This window comes from Streptomyces ambofaciens ATCC 23877 (assembly GCF_001267885.1).
In the GTDB taxonomy this organism is placed as follows: domain Bacteria; phylum Actinomycetota; class Actinomycetes; order Streptomycetales; family Streptomycetaceae; genus Streptomyces; species Streptomyces ambofaciens.
This window is the reverse complement of sequence record NZ_CP012383.1, coordinates 1-16,595: the sequence shown is the minus strand read 5'-3', so window position 1 is coordinate 16,595 and position 16,595 is coordinate 1. Positions and strand designations below refer to the sequence as shown.

Annotated in this window: 19 protein-coding genes; 14 read left to right on the top strand and 5 right to left on the bottom strand. The window is 68.8% G+C overall.

Annotated features, from left to right (window positions below; translation table 11 throughout):
* Positions 1–124: 124 nt before the first annotated feature.
* The 5 genes from SAM23877_RS36240 to SAM23877_RS36220 form a co-directional block, all read right to left on the bottom strand.
* Entirely contained in the window at positions 125–886 is a 762-nt protein-coding gene (locus SAM23877_RS36240) for a P-loop NTPase family protein (RefSeq protein WP_053143223.1), read from the bottom strand.
* A 51-nt stretch (positions 887–937) separates the two neighbouring features.
* Positions 938–1,600 carry a hypothetical protein gene (locus SAM23877_RS36235; RefSeq protein WP_244903112.1) on the bottom strand — a complete coding sequence of 221 codons (663 nt, stop codon included), beginning with the start codon at positions 1,598–1,600 and terminating at the stop codon, positions 938–940.
* Between the two features lie 59 nt (positions 1,601–1,659).
* A complete protein-coding gene (locus SAM23877_RS39930; RefSeq protein WP_159042058.1) occupies positions 1,660–3,189 on the bottom strand; it encodes a hypothetical protein in 1,530 nt (509 codons plus the stop codon).
* 242 nt (positions 3,190–3,431) lie between these two features.
* A complete protein-coding gene (locus tag SAM23877_RS36225; protein WP_159042057.1) occupies positions 3,432–3,737 on the bottom strand; it encodes a hypothetical protein in 306 nt (101 codons plus the stop codon).
* 194 nt (positions 3,738–3,931) lie between these two features.
* Positions 3,932–4,663: a GntR family transcriptional regulator gene (locus SAM23877_RS36220; RefSeq protein WP_053143218.1), complete on the bottom strand. Its 732-nt coding sequence runs from the start codon at positions 4,661–4,663 to the stop codon at positions 3,932–3,934.
* A 248-nt stretch (positions 4,664–4,911) separates the two neighbouring features.
* Between SAM23877_RS36220 and SAM23877_RS36215 the strand changes: the two genes are divergently transcribed.
* The 14 genes from SAM23877_RS36215 (at position 4,912) to SAM23877_RS36155 (ending at position 16,105) form a co-directional block, all read left to right on the top strand.
* Entirely contained in the window at positions 4,912–5,217 is a 306-nt protein-coding gene (locus SAM23877_RS36215; RefSeq protein WP_053143216.1) for a hypothetical protein, read from the top strand.
* On the top strand, positions 5,217–5,522 hold the full coding sequence (locus SAM23877_RS36210) for a hypothetical protein (protein WP_053143214.1): 306 nt from the start codon (positions 5,217–5,219) through the stop codon (positions 5,520–5,522). Before SAM23877_RS36215 ends, SAM23877_RS36210 begins: the two co-directional genes overlap by 1 nt.
* The gene (locus SAM23877_RS36205) at positions 5,519–5,905 is read left to right on the top strand and encodes a hypothetical protein (protein WP_053143212.1); all 387 of its coding nucleotides are present in this window, start codon (positions 5,519–5,521) and stop codon (positions 5,903–5,905) included. Before SAM23877_RS36210 ends, SAM23877_RS36205 begins: the two co-directional genes overlap by 4 nt.
* A complete protein-coding gene (locus SAM23877_RS36200) occupies positions 5,905–6,300 on the top strand; it encodes a hypothetical protein (RefSeq protein WP_053143210.1) in 396 nt (131 codons plus the stop codon). Before SAM23877_RS36205 ends, SAM23877_RS36200 begins: the two co-directional genes overlap by 1 nt.
* A gap of 17 nt (positions 6,301–6,317) precedes the next feature.
* Entirely contained in the window at positions 6,318–6,527 is a 210-nt protein-coding gene (locus SAM23877_RS36195; RefSeq protein WP_053143208.1) for a hypothetical protein, read from the top strand.
* A 147-nt stretch (positions 6,528–6,674) separates the two neighbouring features.
* A complete protein-coding gene (locus tag SAM23877_RS39925) occupies positions 6,675–6,815 on the top strand; it encodes a hypothetical protein (RefSeq protein WP_159042056.1) in 141 nt (46 codons plus the stop codon).
* A gap of 37 nt (positions 6,816–6,852) precedes the next feature.
* Positions 6,853–7,761 (top strand): hypothetical protein, encoded by a 909-nt coding sequence (locus SAM23877_RS36190; protein ID WP_053143206.1) that lies wholly within the window; start codon positions 6,853–6,855, stop codon positions 7,759–7,761.
* The gene (locus SAM23877_RS36185; RefSeq protein WP_053143204.1) at positions 7,758–8,270 is read left to right on the top strand and encodes a DUF6197 family protein; all 513 of its coding nucleotides are present in this window, start codon (positions 7,758–7,760) and stop codon (positions 8,268–8,270) included. Before SAM23877_RS36190 ends, SAM23877_RS36185 begins: the two co-directional genes overlap by 4 nt.
* A gap of 2 nt (positions 8,271–8,272) precedes the next feature.
* Positions 8,273–8,887 carry a hypothetical protein gene (locus tag SAM23877_RS36180; protein WP_053143202.1) on the top strand — a complete coding sequence of 205 codons (615 nt, stop codon included), beginning with the start codon at positions 8,273–8,275 and terminating at the stop codon, positions 8,885–8,887.
* 117 nt (positions 8,888–9,004) lie between these two features.
* Positions 9,005–10,960, top strand: coding sequence for a hypothetical protein (locus SAM23877_RS36175; protein WP_053143200.1), 1,956 nt, complete (start codon positions 9,005–9,007; stop codon positions 10,958–10,960).
* Positions 10,953–11,336, top strand: a complete 384-nt coding sequence (locus tag SAM23877_RS36170; RefSeq protein ID WP_053143198.1) for a hypothetical protein — start codon at positions 10,953–10,955, stop codon at positions 11,334–11,336. Before SAM23877_RS36175 ends, SAM23877_RS36170 begins: the two co-directional genes overlap by 8 nt.
* A 50-nt stretch (positions 11,337–11,386) precedes the next feature.
* Positions 11,387–13,681, top strand: a complete 2,295-nt coding sequence (locus tag SAM23877_RS36165; RefSeq protein WP_053143195.1) for a type IV secretory system conjugative DNA transfer family protein — start codon at positions 11,387–11,389, stop codon at positions 13,679–13,681.
* A 374-nt stretch (positions 13,682–14,055) separates the two neighbouring features.
* Positions 14,056–14,586: a hypothetical protein gene (locus tag SAM23877_RS36160; RefSeq protein WP_053143193.1), complete on the top strand. Its 531-nt coding sequence runs from the start codon at positions 14,056–14,058 to the stop codon at positions 14,584–14,586.
* The gene (locus SAM23877_RS36155; RefSeq protein ID WP_244903111.1) at positions 14,579–16,105 is read left to right on the top strand and encodes a terminase large subunit domain-containing protein; all 1,527 of its coding nucleotides are present in this window, start codon (positions 14,579–14,581) and stop codon (positions 16,103–16,105) included. The genes SAM23877_RS36160 and SAM23877_RS36155 overlap by 8 nt, the downstream gene beginning before the upstream one ends.
* Positions 16,106–16,595: the final 490 nt, after the last annotated feature.

Below are 16,595 nucleotides of genomic sequence, written 5' to 3'. Positions count from 1 at the left end.
TCCCCGGGCCCGCAAACCCGAGGACGCCGGCGGGATCGCTAGTGCTGGTCGAGCGCGGCCGGAAACGACGGCGCCCCCAAGCTTGAGAACCTGGGGGCGCGCTTGCCGAATGCACTTCCCTAAATCAAATGTCGATCTCGAGGGAACTGAACCGGCACAGACGAGGCTTGAAGCGAAGCGTCGCCGGCTTCTCGAGCTCGGGCTTGAGCCGGGTAACGATGGCGACGTCGGACGCCGGACCGTTCTGCCAGTATGCGCCTTCGCGGTGCAGCATCAGAACCTGGTCGGAGAGCTTCACCACGGGGGACGGCACGTGCTCGAGGGTGAGCAGTTCGTCTTCCGACTGGTTCTCCGCGCAGGCAGTGACGACTATTGCCATCTGCTCCCGCTCCGCGATGCGGCGCAGCTGGGTCATGGACTGTTCGAAGTCCCAGACTCCGTCATCGGCATGGACGAACGGGCTGAAGTGGGCGAGCGAGTCCAGGACCCAAAGTCGAACCTTGCGCCCGCGCTGGCCACTGGTGACCGTTCCAGCTTCGAAGGCCGCTTCTGGCGTTTCCTGCGTGGCTGCGTGCAGGTAGAGCGGGAGGGAAACCACCTCTGCCTTGGTCCTGGCGCTGAAGACGTCCCAGCCACCGAGCGGAGCCTCACGGTGGCGCAGGTCAATGCCATAGAGCGCGCTCACGGCCTTCTCCGTCAGCGATTCCGCGTCGATCTCACTGGACGTGTAGAGGGTGCACGTTCCCTTCAGGGCGTTGTGCAGGGCCATGTTCAGGGTGAACGTGGACCGTCCTGCGGTCGGCAGAGAGGCAACGGTGGTCACGCTGCCGGGGCGCAGGTCGATCATCTCGTTGATCGGCGGCCAGGGTGTGTCGAGCAGGGGCACAGGCACTCCTTCGAATTGGTACGCCAGACGTGCGGGAGATGGACGAGCGTGCTACAGCGGGTCGGGGCCGCAGACGGCGCAGTGTTTCTTCCGTGAGCCCTTCTGACGCAGCTCATCGGCCGTGTAAAGGTCCGGCAGCCTGGACCAGTAGTAACCGCCGTTCTTTGCGTAGGGCTTCTGCTCCTCGAGGCGCGCCATGCCCTTCTCCGGCGTGTTCAGCGTCGGGCAGTCCCAGCGGTGCAGTCGGGCGGCGTGCTGACCGATGGCGTAGGTGGCGCCGGCCTCAAGTTGCCGCTTCCAGCGGTCAATGTCCCGCTTCGCTTGATCATTGGTGCGTCGGATTTCGGAGCAGGGCCGGCAGACGCCCTTGATGTACTCGCAGGAACAGTCGCCGCAGTCCTCGCAGGGCACACAGGTGTGGGTTCGCTGCTGGGGGACGACCGGCATCTCATGCACGGTCAGGACTGACCCGCGACCCTCGTGGTCACCCACCTCCACGGCGCCGATCTGGGCCAGCTCTTCCAGGTAGGGGGAGAGCTCGTCAGGGTGGCGCAGGCCCGCCAAGGTGGCGATCTGGCTGAACTCCATGTCGACGTCCAGGGAGGACAGCAGCAGGGCGTACAGGAGCCGACTGGTGGGGGTCAGGTTGCCGTTCAGCAGGACTTCGCGCGGCAGTGTGATGAAGGGGAGGGGGCGGGATCGGTAGACGGCCATGCCGTGATTCTCCTTGTCGAGGGCGGGCCTGGCAGGATGTTGGCCAGGCCCGCGAGAAGCTAGAACGGGGCTTCGGTGCAGTACGCCTCTACCTGCTCGGGCGTGCCGAACTGGCGGGCGAGCTGAGCGCGTAGCCGTACGGTTTCCTCGTCCAAGCCGGTGTTCTCGTCGTCTTCTGCCGGGCCGTCGGCGGCCGGCGCGGCCCACGACTCCCAGGCGAGGTCGGGAGCGTCCAGGCGAGCGCTGAGGGCCGCCAGAGCGGCCTCGGTCTCCTTCTGGCAGGTAAGGCATTCGCCGCTGTCCGGGACCGCACCGGGGAACGGGGCCCGGCAGATGACGCACTCCGGCATCCGCCCACCACCGCCCGTCTTGCTGCTGCCCGTCTTGACCTCGAGGCCCGCCGCGCGGGCGGCCCGGCGAGACGCGCGCCGCTCGAGGCAGGCCCGGCACTCCACACCGGTATCGATCATCGTGCCGTCCTCGCACGACCAGTCCGGGCAGTACCGCGGCGGGACGATCAGCTCCAGGGCGGCACCGATCGGCTGGGTGATGCTGCCCTCGTGCAGGGCCGGCTCGTACCCGTAGGCAACCCACCGGCGGGCCACCCGATCCCGGAGCTGCTCCACCGTCCGGGACTCCAGCGCCTCGAGGACTGCGGCACGGTTCCGCTTGGGGAACTGCTGATACGGCAGCAGCGACAGCAGAGTGGGAGGCAACAGCGCTTCTACGGCACGCACGGCTGCCAGCTGGTCCCTCGAGAGCTCCGGGCCATCCGACTTCCGCTGCTCCGGCACGCCCGCTGTTCCGTCTTCCTGATCCGACGACGAGCCTTCTTTGCCCGCCGCGGCGAAGCCGCTTCCGTCCTCAGCTTCGCTACTACCTGAGGAAGAAGTGCTACGCACGCCAACGGCACTACGTGCCGAAGGCACATCCATCCCCGACCTCGTTCCAACTGAAGAATCCAGAGGGACATCGGGTTCTGGCTGGTCATTCGCCGGATCCGGGTCGGATTTCTGACCCCCGGGGTCGGATTTACGACCCGCCGGGTCGGATTTCCGACCCGCACCCCCACCGGTGGCGCCGCCCGAACCAACCGGGTCGGATTTCCGACCCGCCTCGGCCGCAGACCGCAGACGCTGCACGTGAGACAACTTGTCCTCCGTGTTCCGCCAGCCCGCGTAGCCCTCAGGCGGCAAATCGTTCACCCGGATCCGGATCGTCTTGCTGGCCGCCGAGGCCCGCGACGACGTCTTCACCGGATCGCCATCGGGCGTAGCGATGAGCTGGACAGCGGACAGGGCCTGGAGGATGCCACGCACTCGCGTGAGGCTGCTGGGCTGCCCCGGAGTCGGACTGGGGATCAGCTCGCACAGGTCCAGCAGGGTCAGCTTTCGGACGGGGTTCTTGAACTTCTCGATCACCAGGGATCGCAGTACCAGGTAGCCCCGGACGTCCGCGTCACGCAGCTGAGGGCACAGAGGGATCCAGTCGTACACACGCGTGGTGTACCAGCCACCATCCTCTGGGCCGTACAGCTCCAGCGGCGGATTGTCGGCCAGTGAGCTGGGCCTCTTCTTCGCGTCGGTCACCTGGCCGCCTCCGGCGTGCGGAGGATCAAGAGGGTCCTCTTGTCGACATACCAGTGGGTTCGAGTAGGCTTCCTCATTAGGAGGACCTCACTTCTTTGCAGGGTGGAGCTTCCGAAGCCAGCGGGGTGCAAGCCGCTGGGTGTGCTTGAACGGTCGGCCCGAGGTAGCTGCGAACCTCCTCGAAGGCCGGCCGTTCTGCGTGTCCGGGCGCTGGGGCTGCGATCCCAGAACCCGTAATGCGTTCATGAAGCCGTGGGGGCGATCAGATCGCCGTTCTCGTCCACCTGCTGGTAGACGTCCCGGAAGAAGTCGAGGAACGGGCCTGTGGCCATGAGGAGCGCGCCGGCGCCCTCTCCGTAGGGGTGGGCCTTGTCGGGGCCGAACGGCCAGTGCTTCTCGTACCGCTCGGACGTCGCGATGTGCCGGACGCCTTCGCGGGTGATGCTGCTGACGATTCCCAGCTTGACCAGCAGTTCGGCGCCGGTTCCGAAGGTCACGGCGGGCGGGAGGCGGGTCTCTCCAGCGTTGTTGGGGTTGCGGGGGCTCACAGTGGCCCCCCTGATCGCGGTCCGCTTCGCACAGTGCGAAGCGAAGGCGATACGCTCATGGCGGATCTCCTTGGTTGGGGATTCCCTACTGCCGACGTCTTCGCAGGGCAACGGCAAGTAGGGCGGCCGGCCGTGCCGCTGGGTGCGGTCGGCCGTATTACTTAGACAGTTCTAACTTGCAGAGCTGCCTCCTGTTACTCCTGTGGACGGAGCGAGGTCGTCCAGCGCAGGATCGTGGAACCCTGAGCGACCTTGACGGCCACCTCGACAACGCGTCCATCTTCCAGCGTCACCGTCCGGACCACCTGAGTGACGACCACCTCGGACGCGGTCAGCCCAAGGGCATCCTTCTCCGCGGCTGTGGCGTGCCGGCTCGTCACTTCCTCCAGCACCTGGTCCTGAGCCATCCCCAGCCGTGACGCCGCGAGCTCCCGCGACGCACCGGTAGACACCGGTTCCGTCAGCTCGGGAGTCACCGCGACCACGTAGGCCGGGTAGTAGCTGCTGCTCAGGTGGATGGGGTGACCGTTCCGGCTGACCACACGCCGGCGGACCTGCACGGGCGTGCCGGGGGCAACGTCCAACCGTGAAGCCACCAGCTCGTCGGCGCCGGTCGTTCCAACCTCCAGGATTCGCGACTCCTCACCGCCATCGAGAGCGCTACCGGTAGCCGCGTGCAGGGCTACACGGGTGCCGATGTTGTTGCTGACGGGGCTGGATACGACTGTTCCAACGCCAGGCTTGGCGTGCGTCAGCCCTTCCATCTTGAGGACGCGGTAGGCGCGGTTCACGGTCGTGTGCGCCACGCCGAACTGGTCGCTAGCCGCCTTGAAGCTCGGCAGTGTGTCGCCGGGCCTCAGCGTTCCGTCACGGATCTGCCGCCGGAAGTGCTGGGCGATCTCCGCGTATCCGGGGGTGTCGCGCATGGGTCGACCTCCTCTCTCTGTCGTTAGCTGCCGCGCTCTAGGAGCGCAGCGGTACACCCCTGAGATTAGCCGAAAGAAACCTCCAGCGCGAGTACTAGCGCTAGGAGCGCGAGGGCGCTACATTGGTGGTCGTCGGGAACAACGGAGCCCCGGAAACGCCGAACGGCCCGGGTGGTAGCACACCCAGGCCGCTCAGGGGCCCCGAAGGACCCGACAGATCGCTACCCGCCTCAACAGGAGCGACTGCCATGCAGAACCGTATCCGACCGGTACAGCACTCCACCACGACCACACTCGGCCAGGCTGACGAAGCCCTGCGGCGAGTCACCGCCGCGCAGATCGGTCCGCGGACCCCCGGCACCGTCTACGACAACGCGTCCGGCACCTTCGAGGTTCGCGCCGTCATCACCGACCTCACCGAAGCCCGCCGCATCCTCAAGCGGAACGCCGCCCGCTTCGCCGTCCTCGTCCGCGACATCCACGCCGGCACCGAGCACTACACCGGCGCCACCTGGACCGGCTCGGACCGCGTCCTCAAGGCGGTGACGCTCTGATGGAGGACTTCCACCGGCAGTACGCCGAGCGCAGCGGTATCGCCTTCCTCGACGCGCTCCGTGCCCTGCCCCCGTTCGTGCCGGCCCCCGGTATCGACCTCGGCCAGCTCCGCATCACGGCGACGCTGCTCGTCCCGGACCACAGCCTGGTCCTCGGTCACGCCGACCTGGACCCCGTCAACCTCCGCGGACTCGCCGACGCCACCGTCTTCCGCGGTAACGCGCTCCGCACCAAGCACGCCCACAACCCGGTCATCACCAGCCGCCCCAAGCTCCACCTCCTGGAAGGCGGTGGCCAGCGATGAACCGCGACAACCCCAACGAGAACGACCTCCGCCTCATGGCGCTCATCGAGCAGATCCTCGGCCTGTCCCAGGACACCGAGGTCGCCGGCCGGATCATGCTCCTCGGCCCCACCGGTCAGTTCATCGGCGACGCCAGCCTGTCCACCGCCGACCTGGAAGCCGCCACCGAAGCCCTCGCCCAGTGGAACGCCACCAAGGCCGCCCACCAGGAAACCCTCCCGCCCGCCCCCACCGTGGCCGTCGACCCGGTCCTCGAAGCGGAACTGGAGGAGTACTGCATCGGCCTCGACGCCGGCTTCCTCATGCAGGTCGCGCAGGAAGACCCGAACTGCGCGGTCGCCGCGTTCGACGAGGCCGTCTCCGACTGGGACGGAGAGCTGTGATGGCCGGCCACGTCCACACCGCCGACAACGCCGTCCCCCCGCTCGACGACGACCTCGCCGGCCTCCTCGAAGACCTCGCCGCCGTCCAGGACCCCGCCATCGACCAGATCCTCTCCGGCCTGCGCCTCCTCGCCCTCACCCGGCACACCGTCGACCGCACCCAGACCCTCATCGCCACGTTGGCCGGCGCCTCCGACGGCACGAACGTCGTCTCCGCGATCGGCCTCCTCATCGCCCGCCTCTCCGACCCCGACACCAACCCCGCCCTGCGGACCCTCCCCCTCGACCAGCAGAAGAACGCCGCCCTCGCCGGTGAACGCGCCTGCTTCGCCCTCACCGACCCCGAACTCCACCAAGCCGCATCCGACACCAGCGCAGCCATCGACGGCACCTGACCCGAGAGGAACCCAACATGTCCGCCATCACCACCGACCACTTCACCCGTGTTCGAGTCGGCGACCAGATCGACCCCAACAAGTCGCTCAAGTGCCACGCCCGCCCGATGACGACCCGCCAGGCGGTGACGGACGGCCCCGCTTCCCACCACTGCGTCATCTGCGACATGCGCGTCGAAGTGGACCCCTCCGGCCGCATCAGCGACATCCGCATCCCCGCCGCCTGACCACCCCCGACCGGGGCCCGGACCGAGCCGACACGGCCGGGCCCCACCTCTGGCCCCGCCGGAGGCCGCACCCCGACCACCCCCCTGCGGGGTGCGGCCCCCAGCACGACCAGCGGACCACCCACCAGCTGCAAAGGAGCAGCCCCCATGACCGGACCCGAGTTCGCGAAGGCCCACGGCAACGACTCCACCACCTGGACGACCACCGACTTCGAGACCGAGATCAACCTCGCCGAGATCGACGCCCTGGCCGCCACCAACCCGGCCGACCTCACCACCGCCGCCTGACCACCCCCACAACCGCTCACCGAAAGGAAGAGGTCCAGTGAACGCCACCACCGCCAAGACGTCCCCCCTCATCAAGCTCGCCGCCCTCCTGTCCTTCGGCTCCCTCATCTGGACCACCTGGAGCCTCTTCGACCTCCTCGGCGCCGGACCCGCCGGCATCACCGTCGCCGCCTGTGCCGACGCCGTATGGGGCTCCGTCATCTACGCCGAGTACCGCGGCGTACGAATCGCCGGCAAGAGGTGGCCCGTCGCCTGCTTCGGCTGGGCAGCCCTCCTCGCCGTCGCCAGCTTCCTCGTCTGGCACGGCATCGCCGACAACAACCTCGCCATGGCCTACGCCGGCCCCTTCCTCCCCCTCGGAGCCAAGGTCGTCTGGGCCCTCGCCCTCGCCGACATGCGCGACCCCGCCGCACTCACCGACGAGGAGAAGGCCACCCTTGCCGAGATGGAGCGCGGCCTCGTCTTCGAAGAGGCGCAGCACGCCGCAGAGATGCGGCGCCGCACGATGCGCGCCGAACTCCTCATGGCCGAAGTGTCCACGGACTTCGACATCGAGGTGACGCGCCAGGACCGCGCACGGGAGCTTCAGAGGCGCCGCCCCCTCGAACTGACCGCCGCCCCCGCATCACTGGACCGTACCGATGCGGTCGATGAAGTCCCTGATGAGCGGCATGATGCGCCCGAGTCGCGCGTAGCACTGGCCCCCGCTGAGACGCCCCGCATCATCGGTGAGGCGCCCCTGCTGCGCGACAGCGAGGCGCTTCCGCTTCAGGGCCTGTCGAAGGCTGCGGCGGTCCGTGTCGTCCGTGATGCGGACCCGACCGCGTCAGCGCCGCAGATCGTGAAGCGCCTCGCGCATCACGGCATCGAAGCGGACGCCGCATACGTGCGCACCGTCCTGTCCCGCATCAAGGCGCGCAACACCACCGACGGGGGCTACCTGTGAGCCGCCGCCACACGATCACCGAGCCGCGGACGGCCGCCCCGTCCGCGGCCCCCACCCGCGCCCCCCGCCCCGCGGTCCGGCCGGCCCCGGCCCCCCTCCCGGTACCGGCCGCCCCCGACTGGCCCACCCGCTGGCACCTCCTCATCCCCGCCGGCATCCGCAACACCGCGGCCGCCCTCGGCCTGTGGCAGAACCCGATCCCGCTCCGCCCGTCCGACCACCTCACCCAGACGTTGGCCGTCCTCGAACGCTACGGCTGGTGCCGCAGCCTCGACTTCTCACCGACCGGCCGCATGTGCATCCGCGGCGCCCAGACCCTCCTCGAACGCACCGGACACGTCACCCCCGCCAGCCGAGCACGCGCCGTCGACTACCTCCAGCACACCCTCCGCATGGACGGAGAAGACATGCCCTTCCACGCCTGGAACGACCTCCCCACCCGCACATTCCCCCAGGTCAAACACCTCATCACCGCATCCGCCAGCGCCGCCCGAAACCACGGAGAATAGCCATGAACAGCCCCGACGAATTCGAGCGCATCGTTCAGGGAATCCAGCCGAATTCCCACGCCAATTACGGCGACCCCACCCCCTACGGGCCGCCGCCCGCGCCCGCCTACACGCAGCCCGTAAAGACCGGCCTCACCCCCCGAGGAAAGGCCGCCATCGGCATCGGAACCGCCGTCATCGCCTGCGGCAGCCTCTTCGGCTGGCAGCAGTACACCGCGCAGCAGGCCGACGCCGACGTCAAGGCCCAGGAACTCGCCCTCAAGCAGCAGCAACTCCAGCTCGAAATGCAGCGGGAACTCAACAAGGCCAACACCGCCGCACAGGAACAGCAGAGCACCGAGAACAGCGAGCGGAAGAAGCAGGTCGACGCCTGCGTGAAGGTCAACCAGAAGCTCGTCGGGAAGCTCATGGGCGTCACCTACCAGTCCGTCCAGGACGACTGCCAGGCCAAGTACCCGACCGCCACCCAGGCGTCCATGCAGGCCGCCGGCGCCAGCACCAACACCAGCGGCAGCGACGACGGGGGCATCACGCAGGGCCTCCTCATCGGCGCCGGCGCCCTCGGACTCATCGCCCTCGCCGGAACGAAGAAGCTCACGAAGAGTAGCCAGACGTAGCTACTACTACCGCCCCTCTCCCGCTCCTACCGGCCTACTACCGCCCCCAGGGAGCCGATCACCGGCTCCCGACGGGTGATCCACCAGTAGTAGTAACTACCCACAGTGAGGAATCTGATGGCGAGCGACACGGTCCCCGCGGCCGTCCCCGGCCCCCACGACCCGCCCCCCAACACTGCACCCACCACCCCCGCCAGCAGCGGCGCAGGGCAGCAGCCGACCGGCGTGGCCGGGCTCCTCGCCCCCATCGAAGCCACCCGCACCCCGTTCACTCTCGGCCCCGGCGCGACCACCCTCACGGCCGACGGAGAACAGGCTGTCACCGACACCAGCAGCGCCGTGTTCACCGCCGAAGACGCCCCCGCGGACGAGCCGGGAAAGAACGGAAAGGCGGCGTCCGCGAAGCAGCAGCAGAGCGTCATCAAGGCGTGGATGCTCGCCGGAGCGGAACGCTGGAAGAAGGGCGCCGACGCCCGGAACAAGCGCCTCGACCTTCAGAAGGAGAAGGCGAAAGCCCGTCAGGTCAAGGAAACAGTGACCGTCAACCGGTCCGAAAAGGTCGACAGCGGCTCCGGTAATTCCGGCAAGGGCAGCAAGACGAATACCGCTGGTAAGTCCCTCAGCAGTAAGTCCAGCGGTCCCGGAAAGGCGGCCGGCGCGGGCCCGAAGAACACGTCGGGACCGGCCGGGAGTGGAAAGCCCGGCAGTGGAGGCAGCGGACGCGGCACTGCGGGCGGCCACAAGCAGGACGTCGGCCGTAGCGGCGGCGGCACCGGCCCCAAGGGCAATGGTGGTCCGGGGCGCGGCGGAACGGGCGGGGGATCGGGCAGCCCCTCCACCTCCGGCAACGCCGGTAAGGGTCGAGGAGGCGCGGACAAGCAGACCGCCGGGAAGTCCGGCGCCGACGGCGGCACCCGCTCCAAGACCGGCAAGGACAAGCAGGCCAGCACCGGAAACACCTGCGGGGACACCGGAGGCACGGGGAAGCCCGGCGACTCGGGCCCGGCCGGGAAGCCCGGCAAGGACAACCCCAAGGACAGCAGGGGCGGGAGCAGCAGCACGCCCGCCCCGAAGCCGAAGGACGGGAAGACCACCACACCCAGCAGCAAGACCACGCCCGCCACGGACAAGGACACCAGCCCGAAAGACCAGGCCAAGCCCGACAACGCCACCGGCCGCCCCAACACGGACACCACGGGCAGCGGGCAGAAGAAGCCCCCCACCGCCGACGGCACCCCCAAGACGCCCCAGAAAGTCGACCTGACCAAAGCCCCCAACGCCGGCAAGGACACCAGCCGCCGCCCCGACACCGCCCGCACCCTCACCCCGAGGGTCAACCTCCAGTCCTCCCGCGAGGCCGGCTACCGCGACGGCACCCGCGCCGCCAAAGCCGTCGCGCACGCCACCGCCTGGCGCGACGGCACCCGCGACGGCTACCGCGACACCACCGAAGCCGCCAGCCGGGAAAAGGCCCGCCTCGACAAAGCCCACAACGACCGCAAGAAGACCCGCACCAGCCCGGAGGACACCCCCGTGACCCAGACCGCCTCCAGCGCCGACTACCAGCAGCAGGTGCCGCCCAAGCCCACGCACGCCCCCGGCCCGCAGCCCGTCCCCGTAGCCGGCGTCGACAGCACCCACGTCCACCTCGGCGACACCGCGGCCCGCCCCACCATCAGCCGCGGCGAAGTCCGCACCCTCCGCAACTTCCAGCAGCAGCTCCAGGGCAAAACCGACCGCATGACGATGGTCGCCGAAGCCACCCGCACCCTCGAAGACCACGCCAACGAGCAGGCCAAGCAGATCACCCAGCTCCTCGAGCAGGCCCGCGGCGTCAAGGGCGGCGACAAGCTCGTCGCCGCACTGTCCACGCTCGCCGACGCCGCCCAGGTCCAAGCCACCAAGGCAGCAGAGATCCACAAGCGGGCCGTCCGATCCAGCGAAGCCTGCAAGGCGCTCCACGCCAACACCGAGACCCGCTACGGCGGCATCTACAAGGCCGTCATCGACTCCCCCGAGGCCGCGCCCGCCGTCATGAACTTCTACCGAGAGATGGGGCACGCCAATGCCTGACCTGACCTACGGCCAGCTCGCCAAGCAGACCTCCGCCCTCGCCAAGGACATCGCCCGCTCCAGCGAAGCCATCGTCGGCCACGCCAAGGCCATCGCCGACGAAGCCAAGGACACCGCCCGCGTCGCCGAATCCATCGGTGCCCTCCGCGTCGACCAGGCCACCGTCGCCGAAACCCGCGACGTCGCCCGCCTCATGGACGGCGTCGCGGCCGCCGCCGCCGACTACGCCGCCGCCGGAGACACCACCGCCCGCACCGCGCAGGCCGCCCACGACCAGAACAAGGCCAGCCACTCCCGCATCGGGGAAGCAGCCGCCCGCTCCTCCGTCGGCCGCGAGATCTACGACGTCGACCGCGGCTGGCTCACCCAGGAATAGCCCCCGGCCCCCGCCCCCAGCCCACCGTCTACACGCCGATGGAGACCCCGATGAGCCAGCCCACCACCGCCCCCGCCCGCCCCGCCGCCACCGAACGCGCCATCGCCTGGACCACCATCGCCGCCCCCATCGGCGTCGGCATCACCGCACCCCTCCTCGACGGCAGCGCCGCCATCCTCGGCGCCATCACCTACGGCGGCACCGCCGGATTCCTCGCCGCGAACTACATGAACCGCCTCCCCGACAACCTCCTCCACCAGCTGCCCGCCGGCGACATCATCCGCGGCCACCGCACCACCCTCTTCACCTCCACCCTCACCAGCGGCATGGCCCTCCTCATGGGCACCGCCCAAGGCCCCGCAGGAACCGACGCCCTCATGGCCGGCTTCCTCGACCTCGCCGGAAACCCCATCCCCGGCATCGTCTCCCTCGGCTGGTGGGCCGCCGTCGCCGTCGTCCCCCTCAAGCTCCGCAAGATCCTCGCCCGCCAGCGGAAGACCACCCCCCACATCACCGCCCCACCAGGAACACCCGCGGCAGTCACCGTCGACACCCCCGCCAAGCAGATCGTCCACCGCTGGTACCAGATCATCTCCAACCACGAAACCGGCACCCACAAAGGCCAGGAACTCGAACTCCGCACCCTCTCCGCCTTGCGCTGGAACGGCATCATCACCGCACGGCCCGGACAGGCCGTCACCGTCACCGACGACACCGTTTCCTCCGCCTACCAGGCCACCCCCTACCAGGCCCACGCCTCCTGGATCACCATCAAGCCCGGCGCGCACTCCGGCGAAGCCACCATCACCGTCAACCTCCAGCCCCCTGCCGAACTCGACCCCAACACCCTCGCCGGCGCCTGGCGCAAATGGGTCGGCCGCAAGGGCGGCGTCATGGCCGACACCCACCTCGAAGACGTCCAGACCGACCCCAACACCGGCGGCGAAGTCGCCTACGTCATCGCCGGCGAGACCATCAACAAGATCCCCGTACCCGACCGCGCTGAACTCGCCGGCGCCCTCCGCACCAACACCCTCCTCTGCTCCTACAACCCCGTCCCCGGCGACCCCCGCAAGGGCGAGATTCGCCTCATGAAGCACAACCCCCTCCAGGAAGGCGTCCCCTTCCCCGGCACCGACGTCCTGAAGATCTCCGACGGCGGATACGTACAGGTCGGCCGCCACGTCTCCGGCTTCCCCGCCCGCATCCAGTTCACCGACCCCCACCTCGGAGCCCGCCACCTCTTCATCGCCGGCGTCACCGGCTCCGGCAAAGGCGGCCTCGTCCAGATCGTCGCCCTCGCCGACCACGTCAACGGCCACGCCATCATCAACGGCGACCCCAAGGGCTCCTCCAACCCCGACGTCGAAACCATGGCCTGCTACAACGGCCTCGGCGAAGACGGCGTCATGGGCGCCCTCCGCGTCGCCTACGCCCTCCTCCAGTGGCGCATCAAGGAATCCGCCCGCCTCAAGATGAAGAACTTCGTCGCCACCCCGGATCGGCCCTGGGTCCGCGTCATCCTCGACGAAGCCCACGTCCCCCTGTCCGAACTCGTCGACCACAAGAAGGAAGCCGGGATCATCCTCGAGGCGCTCGCCGCCAAGGCACGCTCCCTCGGCATCATCCTCACGATCGTCAACCAGGCCGTGAACGCCGACAAGCTCGGCGGCTCCACCGCCCTCCGCATGAACGTCATCCAGGGCGGATCCCTCGTCATGCTCCGCTCCGACTCCGGGCAGCAGCACCTCGTCACCACCGGATTCGAGGGCGTCGACCCCGGCCAGATTCCCGCCTCCTGGGACGTCGAACGGCCCCTCGTGTACGACGAGACCGTCACCCTGAAGGACCCCAAGTCCACGTTCGGCCTCGGCTACACCCTCGGCCCCGGCGGAGCAGCCGAGATGATGCGCACCTTCATCCTCGAGTCCGCCGCCCCCTACATCGACGAGACGGCCATCGCCTACCCCGCCGACTGGCCCGACTGGGACGACCGCGACGAGATCGCCGCCACGCCCATCCTCGGCGACGAAGACGGCACCGACAGCGACCCCAGCGACGGCACCGCCTCTCTCCTCTCCGGTATCGACCTCGGCCCGAAGAAGCCCCCCACCGCCGAAGAGAAGATCCTCGAAGCGCTCCAGAGCTTCACCGACCCCGCCGGCATCGAGACCATCTACACCAGCCGCGACACCATCAGCCGCGTCTCCGGCGTCTCCGGCTCCACCCTCGACAACACCCTCAGCGCCATGACCCGCAAGGAACTCATCCACCGCGGCGCCGACTGCGGCCGCGAACGCGGCACCTACGCCCTCGGCCGCCTCCCCATCACCGACGAGACGTAGGGCAGCGACCGAAGCGACCAGCCCCCGGAACCCCACCGGGGGCTGACGCACGCCAGGGGGGAAGGGCACCTCAGACAAACCGCCGAATGTACGGCAGCATCAGAAGTGCACGGCCCGGGAGGACTGCCGGAGCCTCCAGGGTGTCCCCGCGCCCACTGGTATCAGCCAGTACACCTGGGCCGTGCCTACAACCGCTCGGGCCCGCCCCCCTCGGCTCCCCGAGCATCAACGGCCCCCGCCACGCCCCCACCCCGCCGGGCGCGACGGGGGCCGCTCACATGGCAAGGGGGGAACACCCGCCCGGAAATCAGCGATCATCCCAGTAGGCGCGGGGCCGACAACCACACACGCAACCCAGCGGGAGCCCCACCGCCATGGCCTGGTCCAGACTCAAGCGCGATGAAGTCACCGTCCGCCGCACCAAGCTCCTCGAGCTGCGCCGGCAAGGCGTCCGCTACGACGACGAACGCATCGAAGCCCTCGGCTACAGCAGCCCCGGCGACGCACGCAAAGACCTCATCCGCGCCCTCGAAAACCACCGCGACGAAGAAGCCGCCGAGGCCAGCGCCTACCGGCAGCAGGAAAACGAACGCCTCGACCAGCTCCTCGAGGCCGCCTGGCCCCGCGCCACCAAACCCTCCCCGGTCTTCGACAAGGAAGGCAACGTCGTCGACCACGCCCTGGACATGCGAGCCGTCGACACCGTCCTCCGCCTCATGGACCGCCGCGCCAAACTCAACGGCCTCGACATGCCCGTCAAGTCCGAGATCACCGGCGCCAACGGTGGCCCCCTCCAGATGAGCCAGGCCAGCGACGCGGAACTGGAAGCCATCATGAACGCCGGCCCCGGCCCCACCCCAGACGACGAGGACCCGCCCGGCCAGCCTGGCGACAGCAGTGCCTGACGGCATCCTCGCCCGCTACCGGGCCCTGCCCGCCCCCGAGCGCCGGCACATCATTCGCACTGCCTCCAGTGACCTCCGCGCCCAGCTCGCCGCAGTCGAAGCCGAACTGGCCATGGACCGCTCCCCGGGCGCCCTCGCCGCGGTCCTCACCCACGGCAAGGAGATGCAGGCCAGGCACCTCGACATCATCGACCGGATCTACCAGCGCATCGCCCGCGGGGAACGGATCCGAGCGATGGTCACGATGCCCCCACGTGCCGGGAAGTCCCGGCGCACCTCCCGCTGGGGGCCCACCTGGTACCTGCGCCGCCAGCCCGAGCACCGGTTCATGCTCGCCTCCTACGCAGCGCACCTCGCCGACGACCACGGCCGCTGGATCCGCAACACGATCACCGAACACGCTCCCATGCTGGGGATCAACCTGAAGTACGGGTCGCAGGCCGCGAACCGGTTCGACATCGACGGCCACGAAGGCGGCATGGTCACCGCAGGCGTCGGAGGCCCTCTGACCGGCCGCGGCGCCCACGTAGCCTGCGTCGATGATCCCTTCAAAGGCTCCGAGGACGCCGGCAGCCCCACCCAACGCGACCGCGTCTGGGACTGGTGGCAGTCCGTCCTCCTCACCCGCCTCGAACCCCAAGGGTCCGTCCTCCTCGTAAACACCCGCTGGGACGACGACGACCTCTCCGGACGGCTCCTCAAAGAAGAACCAGACGACTGGATCGTCATCGACCTGCCCGCCATCGCCCTCACCCCCGACGACCCCCTCGGCCGGCAACCCGGCGACGCCCTCTGGCCCGAGCGGTACAACGAGGAGGACTACGCCCGCATCCGAAAATCCGTAGGTGAACGCGTCTGGTGGGCCCTCTACCAACAGCAGCCCAGACCGCTCGAGGGCGGAGTCTGGCAATGGTCGTGGATCACCAGCAACCGCATCAGCCCCGCCGCCTTCCGCGGCGTCAACCTCACCCGCAGCCTCGTAGCGATCGACCCCTCCGGCGGGTCAGGCACCGTCAACGACGAGACCGGCATCATCGCCGCCGGCCGCGACAGCGACGGAGAGCACTACCTCTTCGCCGACCGCTCAGGCAGGCACGGCGCCAACGCCTGGGGCCTGGAGGCCTGCCTCCTCGCACTGGACATCGACGCAGACGCCTTCGTTGTCGAGACGAACTTCGGCGGCGACATGACCAAACAGGTCCTCATCCAGGCATGGCAGGAGCTGCAACGATCCGGCCGGACCGAGGGCCGTCCGATGCCCCGGCTCATCGAGGTCAACGCGAAGCAAGGCAAACGATTGAGGGCAGAGCCCATCGCCCAACTGTATGAACAGGGCCACGTCCACCACGTGGGGGAGTTCCCTGACCTGGAACGACAGATGGTCACCTGGATCCCTGGCATGGACTCCCCAGACCGCATGGACGCTGCCGTGCACGCCCTAACTGAGCTGGCGGATCCATCAAGCCAGGGCTTGGGAAGCCAGCACTACAGCGACCATCGCCTACAAGGAAGGCGCTGACCTGCAAGAACGCTACCGTGAGACTGTGGGGGCCATCCCGCAGCAGCCTCCCGGCGGAAGCAGACAGAGCTCAAGGACGCAGCATCGTTCAACAAGCGTCATTCGGTCCAACAGGCGAGCAATTGAGGATCCCGAATTACGAATCTGCGGGGATGGAAGGTACAATGGCAAGCGGCCAAGCAATGCAGAAAGTGTTGCACCGGCCGCACAACGAAACAGGACCGTCCAGCCTGGCTGGCTGGAGCGGCCCTGTCTCACCACAAGCGAGCTGCCGGGCGGAGCATCTACTTCGTCATCACCTGGAGTGCCAGGTCCAGGAGAGCGATGACGAAGCACCAGAAGCTCCAGTCCGGCTGTTCGTTGTCAACCATCGGTGTCACCTAGCTTGCGGCCCCTGTGACTTTTGGCCGGCGGGCCGCGTCCTCCGTGCCATGGCGACGGAGGACACACGCAGTGACGGGTCGATAACGAACACCCGCTGGAAGTCTAA

Excerpts from the sequence above, each read along its gene's own strand:
- SAM23877_RS36220 (WP_053143218.1), bottom strand. The coding sequence starts at position 4,663 with ATGCGCGACACCCCCGGATACGCGGAGATCGCCCAGCACTTCCGGCGG.
- SAM23877_RS36215 (WP_053143216.1), top strand. The coding sequence starts at position 4,912 with ATGCAGAACCGTATCCGACCGGTACAGCACTCCACCACGACCACACTC.
- SAM23877_RS36205 (WP_053143212.1), top strand. The coding sequence starts at position 5,519 with ATGAACCGCGACAACCCCAACGAGAACGACCTCCGCCTCATGGCGCTC.
- SAM23877_RS36160 (WP_053143193.1), top strand. The coding sequence starts at position 14,056 with ATGGCCTGGTCCAGACTCAAGCGCGATGAAGTCACCGTCCGCCGCACC.
- SAM23877_RS36210 (WP_053143214.1), top strand. The coding sequence starts at position 5,217 with ATGGAGGACTTCCACCGGCAGTACGCCGAGCGCAGCGGTATCGCCTTC.
- SAM23877_RS36235 (WP_244903112.1), bottom strand. The coding sequence starts at position 1,600 with ATGGCCGTCTACCGATCCCGCCCCCTCCCCTTCATCACACTGCCGCGC.
- SAM23877_RS39925 (WP_159042056.1), top strand. The coding sequence starts at position 6,675 with ATGACCGGACCCGAGTTCGCGAAGGCCCACGGCAACGACTCCACCACC.
- SAM23877_RS36165 (WP_053143195.1), top strand. The coding sequence starts at position 11,387 with ATGAGCCAGCCCACCACCGCCCCCGCCCGCCCCGCCGCCACCGAACGC.
- SAM23877_RS36200 (WP_053143210.1), top strand. The coding sequence starts at position 5,905 with ATGGCCGGCCACGTCCACACCGCCGACAACGCCGTCCCCCCGCTCGAC.
- SAM23877_RS36170 (WP_053143198.1), top strand. The coding sequence starts at position 10,953 with ATGCCTGACCTGACCTACGGCCAGCTCGCCAAGCAGACCTCCGCCCTC.
- SAM23877_RS36175 (WP_053143200.1), top strand. The coding sequence starts at position 9,005 with ATGGCGAGCGACACGGTCCCCGCGGCCGTCCCCGGCCCCCACGACCCG.
- SAM23877_RS36195 (WP_053143208.1), top strand. The coding sequence starts at position 6,318 with ATGTCCGCCATCACCACCGACCACTTCACCCGTGTTCGAGTCGGCGAC.
- SAM23877_RS36180 (WP_053143202.1), top strand. The coding sequence starts at position 8,273 with ATGAACAGCCCCGACGAATTCGAGCGCATCGTTCAGGGAATCCAGCCG.